This is a genomic window from Blastopirellula marina DSM 3645 (assembly GCF_000153105.1).
GTDB lineage: Bacteria > Planctomycetota > Planctomycetia > Pirellulales > Pirellulaceae > Blastopirellula > Blastopirellula marina.
Window position 1 is genome coordinate 1,430,731 of the sequence record NZ_CH672377.1, and the last position, 14,848, is coordinate 1,445,578.

9 protein-coding genes are annotated in these 14,848 nt (G+C 57.4%); 6 read left to right on the plus strand and 3 right to left on the minus strand.

What is annotated here, in order from left to right; all coding sequences use genetic code 11:
* Positions 1–35: 35 nt before the first annotated feature.
* The 3 genes from DSM3645_RS24860 to DSM3645_RS24870 all read right to left on the minus strand — a co-directional run bounded on the left by DSM3645_RS24860 (position 36) and on the right by DSM3645_RS24870 (position 5,227).
* On the minus strand, positions 36–1,373 hold the full coding sequence (locus tag DSM3645_RS24860) for a DUF1552 domain-containing protein (RefSeq protein ID WP_002655392.1): 1,338 nt from the start codon (positions 1,371–1,373) through the stop codon (positions 36–38).
* Positions 1,370–3,298, minus strand: a complete 1,929-nt coding sequence (locus tag DSM3645_RS24865) for a DUF1588 domain-containing protein (protein ID WP_002655393.1) — start codon at positions 3,296–3,298, stop codon at positions 1,370–1,372. The genes DSM3645_RS24860 and DSM3645_RS24865 overlap by 4 nt, the downstream gene beginning before the upstream one ends.
* A gap of 288 nt (positions 3,299–3,586) precedes the next feature.
* Entirely contained in the window at positions 3,587–5,227 is a 1,641-nt protein-coding gene (locus DSM3645_RS24870; RefSeq protein WP_040352996.1) for a serine/threonine-protein kinase, read from the minus strand.
* A 415-nt stretch (positions 5,228–5,642) separates the two neighbouring features.
* Here DSM3645_RS24870 and DSM3645_RS24875 point away from each other — a divergent pair, with 415 nt between their 5' ends.
* The 6 genes from DSM3645_RS24875 (at position 5,643) to DSM3645_RS24900 (ending at position 14,838) form a co-directional block, all read left to right on the plus strand.
* Positions 5,643–6,734 carry a KpsF/GutQ family sugar-phosphate isomerase gene (locus DSM3645_RS24875; RefSeq protein WP_002655395.1) on the plus strand — a complete coding sequence of 364 codons (1,092 nt, stop codon included), beginning with the start codon at positions 5,643–5,645 and terminating at the stop codon, positions 6,732–6,734.
* Positions 6,735–7,250: a KdsC family phosphatase gene (locus DSM3645_RS24880; protein ID WP_002655396.1), complete on the plus strand. Its 516-nt coding sequence runs from the start codon at positions 6,735–6,737 to the stop codon at positions 7,248–7,250.
* A gap of 87 nt (positions 7,251–7,337) precedes the next feature.
* Complete coding sequence (locus tag DSM3645_RS24885) at positions 7,338–10,346, plus strand: hypothetical protein (protein ID WP_002655398.1); 3,009 nt, start codon at positions 7,338–7,340, stop codon at positions 10,344–10,346.
* A 186-nt stretch (positions 10,347–10,532) separates the two neighbouring features.
* Entirely contained in the window at positions 10,533–10,946 is a 414-nt protein-coding gene (locus tag DSM3645_RS24890) for a hypothetical protein (RefSeq protein WP_002655400.1), read from the plus strand.
* Between the two features lie 263 nt (positions 10,947–11,209).
* Positions 11,210–11,947, plus strand: coding sequence for a GntR family transcriptional regulator (locus tag DSM3645_RS24895; protein WP_116344568.1), 738 nt, complete (start codon positions 11,210–11,212; stop codon positions 11,945–11,947).
* 14 nt (positions 11,948–11,961) lie between these two features.
* The gene (locus DSM3645_RS24900; protein ID WP_002655402.1) at positions 11,962–14,838 is read left to right on the plus strand and encodes a DUF1553 domain-containing protein; all 2,877 of its coding nucleotides are present in this window, start codon (positions 11,962–11,964) and stop codon (positions 14,836–14,838) included.
* Positions 14,839–14,848 lie beyond the last annotated feature (10 nt).

The following is a 14,848-nucleotide window of genomic DNA, read 5'->3' on the forward strand; positions in this document are numbered from 1 at the left end:
CTGACGCAGGACAATCCCCCAATAATTGACCAGGGCTAAGCTAACATCTGCTCGATCGGCCCTGACGAGTCGGCAAAGTGCTTCACCGGCGAACCGACGGCCTGCAGCAATGTCAGCAACAAGTTGGCCATCGGATTATCGCGTGTGGATGCGATATGCTGTCCTTGCTTCAACCGCCCTCCCGCGTTTCCTCCGACCAACAACGGCAGATCGTGCGGGCTGTGCGAGTTTCCGTCGCGCAGGGCCGAACCAAACAGGATGGCGCTGTTGTCGAGGACGTTGCCCTCCCCCTCCGGAATCGAACGGAGCTTCTCTAGCAGATAAACATACTGGGCGACGTGCCACTTCGCGATCAACTCGTACTGCGCCAGCTTCTCTTCTTTCCCTTGGTGGTGCGACAACTCGTGATGCGCGCCTTCGACTCCATCGAGAAACGAGAAATTGATCGAGCTGACCGAGTTGCCAAACATAAAAGTGCAGACGCGCGTGATGTCGGCTTCAAGAGCGAGCGCAATCATATCCAGCATCAGCCGCGTCCGTTCGACATGATCTTTCGGATCTCCGGCAGGAGCGGCTCGACTAGAAAAGTCGACCTTGGATTGCCAAGCGTTTTGCGACGTCGACTCAATCATCTCTAGTCGCTTCTCCAGCGAACGGACCGACTCGAGATATTGCTCCAAACGATGACGATCATTGCCGCCCAATTTGTTGCGCAGCGAATGGGCCTCTTCGCTGACGCGATCCAACAGCGGGCGGTTCGAGCGCCCCTCCGCTTTGCCGCTGGCGATCAACGTCATGCGGTCAAAAGCAAGACGAGGATTGATCTCTTTCGCCAATGGTTGCGTCGGCGTTCGCCAGGCGATGTGAGCGCCATAGACGCGGGTATAGCCGACCGTGCCGTCCACGCCGGAACTGACTGGTTCGGTCCCCAGTTCCATGGACGGCAGCGGCGTGTATTTGCCTAGCAGTTCGGCTGCGATTTGGTCGGCAGATCGGCCGCCGCTGTTGAGATTGACGCCGGTCGTCTTGGTAATCGTCGTTCCTGTCAGCCATGCGGCGTCTTTCACATAGTGACCGTCGCCGGTGTTGCCACTGGCTTCGTTCCACAAGCCGGACACGACCGAGACCTCCTCTTTTACGCTCGCCAAAGGCTCTAACTGCCGCGGCAACGAGTAGCCGACGCCGGTCTCTGTCGGAGTCCAAACTTCTTGGCGCACGCCGTTCGGAAAGAAGAGCGCAGCAAAACGCTGGGGAGCGACGCCTGTGGGATCGCCGCCGGCATGCGCCGAACCCATCGCTTCGAGCCAAGGCAACGCCAACGCGGCGCCGGCGCCGCGCAAGACAGTTCTGCGAGTTATTCTTCGCGTCTTCATTGCGTTATTCTCTTCTGACGAAAGGGTTCGCTCGTCACAATGGCGAGCACCAATTCTTGGGATCGATATTCATTTGTTTGCAGCCGCTCGACGATCGATTCGACCGTCGCAACGTCGCTCGACTGCAGTCCGCGCGCCAAAGCGTAGCCCAGCATTTTTTGGGTCAGATGCCGGATGAATGGTTCTTTGTTCTCCAGCAAATATTGCTTGAGTCCCGTTTGGCCATCGATCTGCTCGCCATTCGCCAAGACCGCCAGCGGATCAATCTTGCCGCCATCGTCTTTGTCGCGCCAACGGCCGATTTCGTTGAAGTTCTCTAACGCGAACCCGATCGGATCAATCCGATCGTGACACGTCGCGCAAGAGGGATTCGCACGATGCTGCTCTAGCCGAGTTCGCAACGTGAGCGCCTGGGCGACATCTTTTGATTCTTCGAGCGCCGGCACGTTGGCCGGCGGAGGGGGAAGCTCGACTCCCAGCAGCTTGTCCAATACCCAGACGCCGCGAAGCACCGGACTGCTGCGACGAGGATACGAAGCGACCGCCATGACGCCTCCTGCGCCAAGGATCCCGCCGCGATACCGATAGTCATCGGGCAGCGGATAGCGCTGCAGTCGCGAGTTGAGCTCTCCTTTCAACTTGCTTCGGTCGATCTTATAGATCTCACAAAGCTCGTTATTTAGAAAGGTCCAATCGGCGTCGATCAGGCTCAACAAACTCTCATTCTCTTTCAGCATGGACTTAAAGACTTCGACCGGCTGATCACGCAACGCCGCGACATGATGGTCCTTCAGCGAGGGATGCAACTCGTGATCGATTTGCTTGGAATGTCCCAAGTCGGCGGTCCCTAACCATTGCCCCACAAAATGGGTGAGCGAATCGTTGAGGTGAGTCCCGTTTTCCTGAATCATCCGGATCGCTTGGCGACGCAGTTCTTCTGGATCTTGCAACTTGCCGGCGGAAGCCGCTTCGCGCAGTTTTTGATCAGGAGTCGTCGCCCAAAGAAAGTAGCTGAGCCGTGACGCCAATTCATGATTGGAAAGCGGAACCGACTTGTTGGGCTCGCTTGGCGCGTCCTCGATAAGGAACAGAAAATTGGGAGAGATCAACACGCCGCGCAGCGCGTAAAAACAGGCCGAATCGAAATCGAGTCCCGACTCACGAGCCTTGTCATACGTCTGAACGATCGCGGCGACTTCCTCGTCGGTCGCCGGCCGCCGAAAGGCGCGATCAGCGAACTCACGCAGGTTTTGCCGAGCCGCTTCCTGCTCGGATCGTTTGTCACTGGGCCGATGGCGCAACAAGCGATTTCGCGCTCGGGAATCGTGGGCGGCGTAGTCGAGCGCGGTCGTCGCCGCTTCGACATATTTCTCGGCATGGATCGGCGAGATAATCAACGTCTCGCTGGCGTTGTTAAAACCTTCACCTCCGGCCGGATCTTGCGGCAGACCATTGCCGGCGTCGAAATGAATCCCCAGCAAGTCACGAACGGTATTGGAATACTCATGCGCGGCCATCCGGCGAAAGAGCGGCGGACCGGCGAGTTCTCCCTGTTGGCGAATCGCGTCTCGCGTCGCTTGCTTAATCCAATTCACCAACTGCAACCGAGCGGCGCTATCCATCGGCTCCGCATCATGGGGCGGCATCGAGTGATCCGCCAATCGCTGCCTTAATTTCATCCACTCGTCATAGTGCGATCCGAGCGCCCCCGAATCGGCGATTTTGCTGAGGGAGAAGCCCCCTTCCCCTTCCGCACCGCCATGACAGTCGGCGCACGAAGTTGCAAGCAGCTTTTGGGCGGCGGCGAAATCAATGCTGGACGCTTCTTCCGCCGGCGCACGGCCGGCGCCGATCATCATGATCAGCCCGCCAAACAACGCGGCGCGAACAACGCCAGACGCGATCGAGGAAGAAAAATAATGCATATGGATAGACTTTGGTCACGAGCACCGCAATAACTTGCAGTTCCAGCAACCTACAGGTGGTGGGTAAACAGATGGAATCTGGATAATTCCAGTGGAAGGAGGGCGCCTCCATTGTCTTTGTGTGCGCATTTTCGTCAATAGTTGCGGCGACGCTGACGGGGGGGAGCAATCAGCGATAAGAGAGCGTCATTGCCGGGTTACAACGACTACGAAAAGCTAGCAATCCTGGGGAAGCGAATCGACTTTTGGCCGGATTGGCAGTCTGGACGGAAAGGGAAGAGATAGCGACTACGAAGAGCCCAGCATTTGCAGCCCTTGCTTGGCCGATTGAACTTCGTCGTACAATTTTGGATGCTGATCGTAAAGGGAGATGATCCGGCGATAAATCAGCCGGGCCTGTTCGCGATCTCCTTTGCTGATCGCCTTCTCGGCAATATCGAGGTACTCGTCGACCGACAGCACTTCGATGTCCGCTTCCACCTTGCGATTTCGGAGCTTTTCCAGCTCTTGCTGGGCGATCAGAAAGTAAGGTCGTTCTTCCCGCGAGCCGGGGTGGAGTTGAGCGATCATCGCATCGTAGCGTTCCCAGGCGCCTAACTGACTGCCGATCGCTTCTCGGTTGCGCGCCGACCCTAACATCGCTTCGCCGGTGTTGCTGTACTCGCGGCCGTTGCCTCGTTCTTTGTTGCGCAAGCGTGCTTCTGCATTTCGAATCCAGATTTGATCGAGATAGACTTGGGCTTCGGCGGCAAGTTCGGTGTCTGGGTATTGCTCTACTAGCGGTAACAGATAGGTTTCTTCGGCTCGCTTCCAGTCGGTCTCATTGTCCGTCTTCATCAGCGCCGCGCCGCGATCGAACATCTGCTGTTCCGACATCGGCAAAAAAGCGAAGCCGATGGTCGCAAATACCAACAACAGACAGGCGAGCAGAAACCAGGGGCGTTCGTAAAACGGTCCCAAGGGCCCCTTCGATTTCTTTTGTTTGAGCAATCGCCGGGCGTCTTCTTTGGCGACGCCGGTCGCGATGTTGCTGTTGCGGCCGGCATTGCCAACCACGGCATGTTCGAGCGAACTGGTCCCGGCGGCTACCGCCGAGCGAGTTTCTCGCAGCGCCGATGCGACCGCTTCCATCGAAGCGATCCGTTTCTCCGGATCGATTTCAATCATCTGCATGATGACGCGATCGAGCCAAATCGGACAATCCAGCGCCAAACTCGCAACACGCGGCGCTTCGATCGCAAATCGAGCGACCGATCCTGGAGCGTCATCATCTTGAAGTGGAAACGGCACACGCCCGGAAAGTGCGCGATACAGGATACACCCCAACGAGAAAATGTCGGTGCGCGCGTCCAGGTTCTCTTGCGGATCGAACTGCTCTGGCGCGAGATATTGCTGATTCTCCCGCGTCGGCTCGGCCATCGGTTCTTTACTCCAAGCGACGCCGGCCCAAAAATTGGTCAGTTTCACTTCGAGCGGAAGATCGGGGTGCTTCAATCCTTCGCCGGCCAACAACACGCAACAAGGATTGAGTCGCAAATGACAGATGCCGCGCGAGTGGGCAAATTCCATTCCCGCACAAATCTGCTGAGCGATGTCGAGAACGACGCCCCACAGCATCGTCATCCGGTCATCCATAAACTGAGCGAACGATTCCCCCTCGACCAGCTCCATCGCCAGAAATGCGGTCGACTCGTCGATTCCGGCGCCGTAGCAGCGGACAATATTCGGATGATTCAGTTTGCGGAGCAGCTCGCTGCGCGCCTGCAATTGCTTGCGGCCCACCGGATCTGCCGCATAGCGGGCCGGCAAGATTTGAATCGCCGCCTGGCGATGTTGTTTTAGATGAATCGCGCGAAATATCTCGGTGTCGTGTCGACGGTCGAGACGGTTCTCCAGCGCAAATGGGCCGAGTCTTGAGAGTGTTACCATCGTTTTCTTCAACCTCTCCCCTCCGATCGTCGAAGGGGTTCATTGCGCTTTTGAGGCAACGTTCAGGCGCCCTGGGACTTTCCCCGTCGCGATCCATCGCAAACCGGCGCCGGTTTTACATTATCAAGCTGGGTGTTTGGGTCACAGGCGCCCTGCCGCTATAGTTAGGACGCCGCAAACAGTTCTATCGTTGCGAAATTCGGGCCAATTCTTCCAAATCCGCCGAATTTATCGCTAACTCCTGTAATTACGTCCAGCTATTCGCCGGAAAGCGCCTCGAATTGAGAAGCATGTCTCTTCTTGAGACACGCTTCGACGTTGCTCTGTTCGCAGAACCTCCCTAGAATCAACCCGCTACACGCCGCGCAAGTTGCGGTAGAATATAAAAATCCCCTTAACTCGTTGGGAAATTGCCATGGATGGCGCCGCCCTACGACTGACGGCAGAAACTCCGCAGGAAGAAGTTCTGCGGTTTGGTCGCACGATTATCCAGCAAGAAGCAGCTGCTCTCTCGGCAATCGCCGAGCGACTCGACGCCCGATTTGGTCAGGCGCTTGATCTAGTCATGCAATGTCCCGGCGATATCATCGTCACCGGCATGGGTAAAGCAGGTCTAATCGGTCAAAAAATAGCGGCCACCTTTGCATCGACCGGAACTCCCAGTCATTTTCTTCATCCTGCGGAGGCGATTCACGGCGATCTAGGACGCGTCGACGAGAAAGACGTCGTCCTCGCATTTTCGCAAAGCGGCGAGACCGACGAGATCGTTCGTCTGATCCCTTGCTTGAAGTCGCTGGGCGCCCAAATCGTGGCAGTCACTGCCAACGAAAACAACACGCTAGCTCGCGCAGCCAAGATCGTATTGCCCTTAGGCCCAATCGTCGAAGCCGGCGCCAATCGCTTGGCGCCCAGCACGAGCACGGCGGCGATGTTGGCCCTCGGCGACGCGTTGGCGCTCACCTGCAGTTGGCGACGCGGATTCCGTCCTGAAGATTTCGCCCGCTATCATCCCGGCGGCAGCTTGGGACGCAAGTTGGCGCTGGTCGAAGATGTGATGCGTCCGCTCACCGAATGTCGCATCTCCCGCTACGATCAACTCGTGCGCGATGTCTTTGTAAGCGCCTGTCGACCAGGTCGTCGCACCGGCGCCATCATGCTGGTCGACGAGCAGGGAAAGCTGGCGGGAATTTTCACCGACAGCGATCTGGCTCGTATTTTTGAAACCGGCCGCACCGAACTGCTCGATCAACCAATCTCGATCGTGATGACCCAATCTCCAAAAACAGTCACCAGCGGCGTCCGCGTTCTAGAAGCGCTCTCTGCGATCGCCAAATCGAAGATCAGCGAACTGCCGGTGATCAATGATACCGGCGAACCAATCGGCATGTTAGACATCACCGATCTGGTCGACTTGGCGGCGTCTTCGCCTAGCGGCGAAACGGCGATCGCTGAGCCGGAAACGCCGTGGACCGTCCCTTTTCCGAACCAGAACGGAAGCGATGCGTAGATGAAATTGGAAGAACGCTGCAAATCGATTGAACTGATCGTCTCCGACGTAGACGGCGTCCTTACCGACGGCGGCGTCTTGTTGGATAACGAAGGAATCGAAGCGAAGCAGTACCATATTCGCGACGGACTCGGCGTCAAAGTATGGCGCAAAGCAGGCTTTCGCTTTGGGATCATTACCGGGCGAAACTCGCAAACGGTTCGCCTGCGCTCGTCGGAGTTAGGAATCGACGTCGTGCGACAAGGGATCGAAGACAAACTGTCGGTCGCCAATGACCTACTCGAGCAGTTTGGCCTGACGAGTCAGCAGTTGGCCTATATCGGCGACGATTTGCCCGATTTGCCGGTGGTTCGCATGGCTGGACTCGGCGTCGCCGTCCAAGACGCGGCGGCCGAACTGCGTGATGCGGCCGACTATGTAACTCAATCACCAGGCGGACGCGGCGCCGTCCGCGAACTGGTCGAGCTGATTCTGAAAGCGCAAGGACGCTGGGCCGATATTGTCCGCAGTTTTTAACGCTCACCGCTGTTGATCCACGGATCAACGCTTTTCGTTTTTTTCATTTCCAACTCAACCATTTCGACGTAAGACGACGACAGCGCGATGTGGAACAAAACAAAGCGAATCGCGATCAGCATCGCCGTCGTCGTCGGCACGTACTTTCTCTACACCGTGCTAGTCGTACCCTGGATTGAGCCCAATCTTCGACGGCGTCCCGGTGACGATCAAACCTATCTCACGCCGGATATCGTCGGTCAGCAAAAAGAGTTTCTCGCGAAACTGTTTCCCCCCGGTTCTTGGCAGCTAGGTCGAACCAAAGTCCTAGAAAGCAATCGCATCATGCTATTGATGCGTGACTTTAAAGAGCTGGAATCGAATCGGTTGAGACTAGAGCCGGTGACGATCCTGGTCTTTTCGACCGATGATCGCCAACAGCGTCTGAATGAACCTCCACTGATCCTGGAAGGAAAAGAAGCGGTTTTGCACTTTAGCGAGTTGAACTTGTCGTTCGGCAAGATCGGCCAGCTCGATGGAGGTCGCCTGGACGGCGAAGTCACGATCCGCCGCGAGCCCTCTTCTCCCAAAGCGATGAACGGAGTCGCGATCAAAACGCGTGACGTCGACTTGCATCCCGGCTGGATCGAAACCAAAGCGCCGATTCAGTTTCGCTACGGCGGCAGTTCCGGCAGCGGTCGACACTTGATCGCCAAGTTGGACGAGTCGGAAAAGAAGCCTGGGCAAAGCACTTCGGCCATCGGCGGCTTGCAGTCGCTGCAGCTCAATCATGTGGATCGCATCCAGATCGCGCTGCAAAACGGCTTGAGCGACTCGATCGGCGCCGGCCCCAATGCCGGCAACGAAAGTTCGGCGCCGCTTGAGATCACCTGCAACGGCCCCTTTTTGTTTGACGCGGCGCTCAAAATCGCCAGCTTTCGGGAGCGCGTCGTCGTTACCCGACCGACGGCGGCGACCACGCCCGATCAGCTGCGCGGCGATTTGATCGAGATCTACTTTACCGAAGAAGACCAGGTCGCCGCCGCCAAACCGGCGACGGACGATTCTGAATCAGCAAGCAAGCTCAAAGTTCAACGACTGGTCGCCGTCGGTGCGCCGGCCACCTTACAGGCCCCCAGCGCCGGCGCCAGAGCGTCGGCGAAGCAGTTTATCTATGACGTCGTGCGACGACGCATCGAAGCGAGCGGCGATCAGAACACCGAACTCGCCAAAGACCAGTGGGTCGTGCGGTCTCCCAACGTTCAGTACGAAATGGCCGAAAACAGTCGTGAACTAGGGCGACTCTGGGCCGCCGGTCCCGGCACGTTTCACGGCAACCTGGGCAAAGACAACAAGTCGGGTGACGCGATCACGGTCGGTTGGCGCGACCAGTTACGCGTCGAGCCGAATGATTCTGGCGAGCACGTCATGACCTTGGCCGGCGACGTATCGGCCGGAGTCGAAGGTCGCGGGGAACTTCAAGCGGACAACCTTTATATTTGGATTCGGTCGCTCGGAATTCCTGGTAAACGTGACAAACAGCTACTCGCCGATCGCATGCACGCGAGCGGCCGGGTCAATATTCGTTCGCCGCAACTCAACGGCAAAACGAAAGAACTAAAAGCTTGGTTCCAGTATCCCGAACTCAACGCGGCGCTCACGCTGGATCAGCCAGATGCACAAACGATGTCGATCGTACGTGGAGAGCCCAACACCGCGATCCCGACCCAGACTGGCTCCCCAGTAACTCTCCGGCGCAACTCACAACCGTCACCTTTAAAGCCGATGGCGATCGGTGGGCAAGTCGAGCCGACCCAACCGCCGACGACCAAATTTGACATGACCGGCGATTTGATTCAGTTGGTCTTCATGCGCATGGCCGAAGAAATGCTGGTCGAAAACGCGACCATCTCTGGACATGTCGAAGTGAAAGAGACGCTCTCGACCGAACCCAATAAACCGCCGCTAGTCGTGACTGGTGATGTTATTCAGATCGAGCATGCTTCGTCTCCCAACGCTTATGCGCATGTCGTTGGCGCGCCCGGCATGATTTCTGGTCGCGGCATTCAGCTCTTTAGCAATCACCTGCAAATGGATCAGGCCCGCAATCGCGTCTTCTCGCAAGGTCCCGGCGAGTTACTATTGCCAATGGATCGTGATTTTGAAGGGCGAAAGCTGGCGCTGCCCGAGATTTATACCGTCACCTGGCAAGGAAGTTTGGAGGTGATTGGGGACCGAATCATCTTTGATCGTAACGTGGCCGTGCGCGGGCGCCCGATGCAATTCCAAAAGGGACGGCTGGGCATGGTGACCGAACAGCGTCAGCTGAACACGGGTCGATTGGAAGTTGTGCTGGATCAATCCATCGACTTCCGCCAGTTAGGACAAAGCCGCAATCCCAGCGTCCGCCGCATTGAATGCAAGCAAGGGTTCAACGCCTACAATCCGACGGTGCAGCAAGGGAAGTTGCTGAGCTTGGATGAAATGAAAGCCGACAACCTAAGCATCGACCACCAAACCGGCGATATTCTGGTCAGCGGCGCCGGCTCGGCGCGCAGCACGCGGTTTGGGTTTGTCGGCTTGGAGACAAAGCTGCAACCGACCGGCGCCCCGGCCCCGTCGAGCGAACAGTTGACCTTTGTCGAAGTCAATTTCCGCCAAGGGGTGATGGGCAACATCTATCGACGCCAAATCGCTTTCCGCGATGTGCACCCCGCGATTTATGGCCCCGTAAGCAATTGGGGCGATTCGATCGCCGCCAACGCACTCCAAGGAATGCGCGAAACCGATGTCGAACTGACTTGCGAAGAGCTGACCATCGCGCAGATCAAGTCTCCCGGCGGCGCCGCAGAGTCGATCGAAATGATGGCCGTTGGCAACGCCAACGTGCGGGGGCGGCTCTTTTCGGCGACCGGCGAGCGATTTACCTATTCCAACTCGAAAGAGATGATCGTCCTCCATGGAAGCGGGCGATCGGCGGCGCAGCTATCTTATCAACAGCAATTGGGCGCACCGCGTCAAACAGCTTCGGCCGGGACGATTCATTTCTGGCCGAAAGAACATCGCTTTGAGGCCAGCAACGGGCGATCGATCGAAGTCTCTAACCTGCCTAACTAAGGCAGATTGAATTTCGCATCCGCGATTTCGGCCCCCCATCGACGCTCTTGCCGTTGCGTTTGTGAAATTTCGACGATTCCGCGGCGAGCGTGTGCCAATTCACTATCGCAGCGGTCGCCGCGCGCCAATAACAGGAATCATCACTTTACCTTTCCTTCTGCCCAAATCCCCAGGGAGCCGAAGCCGATGACTCAAACGGAAGCAAGTCCCGAGCACGCCGATGATTCTCGTGTAGCCGATGCGCCTCAAGGTCGCAACTGGTTTGGATTCACTTGTAAACTCGTTCTCTACTCCTTCTTTACACTTTGTGCGGGTACGCTGTTCGCCGCGCAATATGTTCCCGAAGTCGCCAACGCACTGTCGTTTCTATTGCCAGAAGAAGCGGCGCACAGTTGCACGTTCGTGCAAAACTCAAGCTGCCAACATAGCGCCAGCACCGGCTTGGTTGAAACTTCTGCATGCTGCAGCGAAGCTGCGGTCTGCCCCAGCATGGGCGCGTGCCCCAGCGAGTCTCCGCTCGCCGGAGTCGGTCCTGCCCCTACATTCGACGGCCAACTGTCGGCGATGGAAGCTCCGCCGATCCCTCCCGTTGTGGACTAGTTGCTGTCGGCGACGATTGATCGATTCACTCGCGAACGCAAAAGAGACGCTCCTCAGGCGGGAGCGTCTCTTTTTTTATTGCTACAACAACACGTGCAGATGCTTTGCGATTTGCGGGGAGATGATTCACTTCCGAATGAATAGGGTAAATCACCAACTTTTCCAGAAAACGATTGAAGCATCGCCCCCGATTGTATAAAATTCAGTCTGTCGATATCGTCAAACCTTTGACGGTTCAACCTCATTTTAGTTCGAGATCTCTCGTGGCAAGTGGAAACGATATCCAACATGGGGCCCGACGACAAAAGCTCGTGGCCGATATCTTGCTGGTCCTGTTTGAAGGTAAGTTTGCTCCTGGGCAACGTCTGCGACTGGAGCATTTGGCCGAACAGTTTGAAGTTAGCGTCACGCCGGTTCGTGAGGCGTTGGTCGAACTAGCGGGGATCGGCGTTGTCGAACTTCAGCCCAATCGAGGCGCCGTCCTGCGCTCCTTTGGCCCGCGACAGGTCGAAGAGATTTGCCAGGTTCGCCGCATCTTGGAATGCGAAGCGGTTCGTTCGGTATGCGGCCGCATCGCGCCGTTTGAACTGGAATTGCTGGAGTCGCAATTCGCCGAGCTCGATACCGCCAAACGCAACAAACGCTGGTCGCAAAAAACGCGCGAGCAAGATTCGCAGCTGCATGAGCTGATCGCCGAGCGCTGCGGCAGCGAGCGTCTGGCTTACGAAATCGGGCGTTACAAAATCTTGTTCCGTACGCTGCGCGACGCGCGCCATATGCGGCGTTCGTCTCGCGACAACTATGCCGAAATGAACGAGAACGCCGAACATTTGGCGATCGTTCGCGCCATGTCGGCCGGTGATCCTGAAAAAGCTGCCGCCGCCATGGCCTATCACATCGAAACCTCGGTCCAGGCGCTGATCGCCGACTTGTTTGATCCCCAAGAAATCGCGGCCGACCGTCGCGAATCCTTCCTCACCCGCCAAGCCGTTTCCTCTTAAAGAGCGAATCGCCCGTGAAATCCCGCCCCCTTTGCTTCACGACGCTTGCTGCAATTGCCCTCAGTTTCTCCCTCCTCAACGCGGCCGAAAAAAAAGCTCCGGTCGACTTTGAACAAGAGGTAGCGCCGTTGCTCTCGCAGCGGTGCGTCTCGTGTCATTCTCCGAATATCAAAAAGGGAGAACTCTCGCTGGCTGGTCCCGAGGATCTGCTGGCCAACGGTTATGTCGTTCCGGGAGATCCTGCCGGCAGCTATCTGCTGGAGGTCGTCTCCCCCGCAGGCGATGATCCCGCCGCCATGCCTAAACTGGGCGACGCGTTGGCGGAGCCCGAAGTGGCGCTGCTGCGACGCTGGATCGAACAAGGCGCCGTCTGGCCTGACGGATTTGTCATTCGGGAAGCTTCCAAAGCAGATCGCTCCTGGTGGTCGCTGCAACCATTGGCCGATATCCATCCGCCGGAAGTCGCCGCAGCCCCCGCAGCTTGGCGACAAAATCCGATCGACCGCTTCGTCTGGGCCAAGCTGTCGGAAGCAAATCTAAAACCCAACTCCCCCGCCGATCGCCGCACGTTAATTCGCCGCGCGACCTTTGACCTGACCGGGTTGCCTCCTACGGCGGAAGAAATTGATACGTTTGTCGCCAGCGATTCTCCCGACGCCTATCCGCAATTGATCGATCGCCTGCTCGCTTCGCCCCGTTATGGAGAGCGCTGGGGCCGGCACTGGCTGGATGTCATTCGCTTTGGTGAAAGCCGCGGTTTCGAGCGAAATCAGATCATCACCAATCTCTGGCCATTTCGTGACTATGTGATTCGCTCGATCAACGAAGACAAACCGTTTGATCAGTTCATTCGCGAGCATTTGGCCGGCGACGTGATCGCGCCTAACACGCCGCAGGTCGAAGTCGGTTCGGCCTTTCTGGTGGCGGGCCCCTACGACGACGTCGGTAACCAAGATCCGGCGCAAGCGGCCCAGATTCGGGCAAATACGATCGATGAGATCATTCGCGCTTCGAGCGAAGCTTTTCTGGGTTTGACGATTGGCTGCGCTCGCTGTCACGATCACAAGTTCGATGTGATCTCACAGCGCGACTACTACGCAATGTACGCGACGTTCGCTGGCGTCAAACATGGCGAACGCGCCGTCGCCACCTCAGAACAACGACAAGAAAGGGATCGCCAACTAGGCGACCTGAAAAAGCAACAGGCCGAGCTCACACGCCAGCGCGACGACGTCAAGAAGCTCGCTATCGCGCGCGGCGAATCTCAAAAAGAGCATTACGCCCAGCTCTGGTCTCGCCCAGCGATCTCGCGTCAATCGACCGAAGAGAAATTCGCCCCGGTGTTGGCCAAGATGATACGGCTGGAAGTCGAGGGACAAGAGCGCGATCCGAATTCCAAAAGTGGTTACGGAATTGACGAATTTGAAATCTGGACCACCGGCGAAAACTCGCAAAACATCGCGTTATCGTCTGCCGGTTCGACGGCGGTCGGCAGCTCACGCAGCGCCGGTGACTTTGACGGCGCTTATAGCGCCGCGCTGACCATCGATGGCAAATTTGGGGCGCGTTGGCTCGCGTCAGGCCCGCAATTGACCATCACCTTGGCGGAACCGCAAACGGTCGATCGAATCCTCTTTTCGAGCGATCGTCCTGACGCCGCTCCCAGCCATGGAGTCGCCAACTTTGTCAGCGAGTACCGGATTCTCGTCTCGGTCGATGGTGAAAACTGGACCGAAGTCGCCAACTCTTACAATCGCCAACCGGTCAACGACGCGCATCGTCGCAAGCGATTACTAGCAGCCGAACTGACCGACGAAGATCGCGCTCGCAGTCAAGAACTTGAAACAGAACTAGCCGCGGTGAACAAAGCGATCAATCAGGTTCCGGCGTTGCCGGTTTGGTGGGTCGGCAATCGCAGCGCGGCGCCTGGGCCGTTCCATCTCTTCATCGGCGGCAGTCCCCAACGTCCCGCTGACGAAGTGACCGCAGGCAGTCTCTCGGGACTGGCCGACTCGGCGCCTAAGTACGAACTTCCCCAGGACGCCGCCGAATCTGAGCGCCGGCTGCAGTTGGCCAACTGGATCGTCGATCCGCAAAATCCCTTGCCGCAGCGCGTGTTGGCCAATCGTATTTGGCAGCATCATTTTGGGACCGGCATCGTCAATACGCCCAATGATTTTGGCTATATGGGAGGACGACCTTCGCACCCAGAACTGCTGGAATGGCTCGCCGCTGAATTGGTCAAAAATGATTGGCGTCTAAAACCGCTCCATCGCCAGATCATGCTCTCGCAAACCTATCAGCAATCGAGCGAGCATCGCACCGCAGCGAGCCAGGTGGATGGAGACGCGCGTCTGCTCTGGAGGTTTTCCCCCCGAAGACTTTCGGCCGAAGAAGTTCGTGACGTGATCCTGCAGATCGCCGGAAAGCTCAATCTCGAAATGGGGGGCCCCGGCTTCCGGCTTTACCAATACTTGCAAGACAACGTAGCGACCTACGTGCCGCTAGACGAGCATGACGCATCGACCTATCGCCGCGCGGTTTATCATCACAACGCCAGAGCGGCGCGCATCGACCTGATGACCGAGTTCGACAGTCCTGACTGCGCCTTCTCGGCGCCGCGCCGTGACGAGACGACGACGCCGCTCCAAGCGCTCACGATGTTGAACCATGACTTTACGCTCGATATGGCGCAGTTTCTGGCCGAGCGCCTGCAGACCGAAGCCGGCGACGATCCGCAACAGCAGGTCCATCGCGCCTACGAACTTTGCTACGGTCGCAGCCCCACCGAAGCCGAGACCAAGGCCTGCATCTCTTTGGCAGGCGAACATGGCCTGCCGGCCCTGTGCCGCGTGCTGCTGAACACCAGCGAGCTGATCTACCTTCACTAAATTTGCGGAA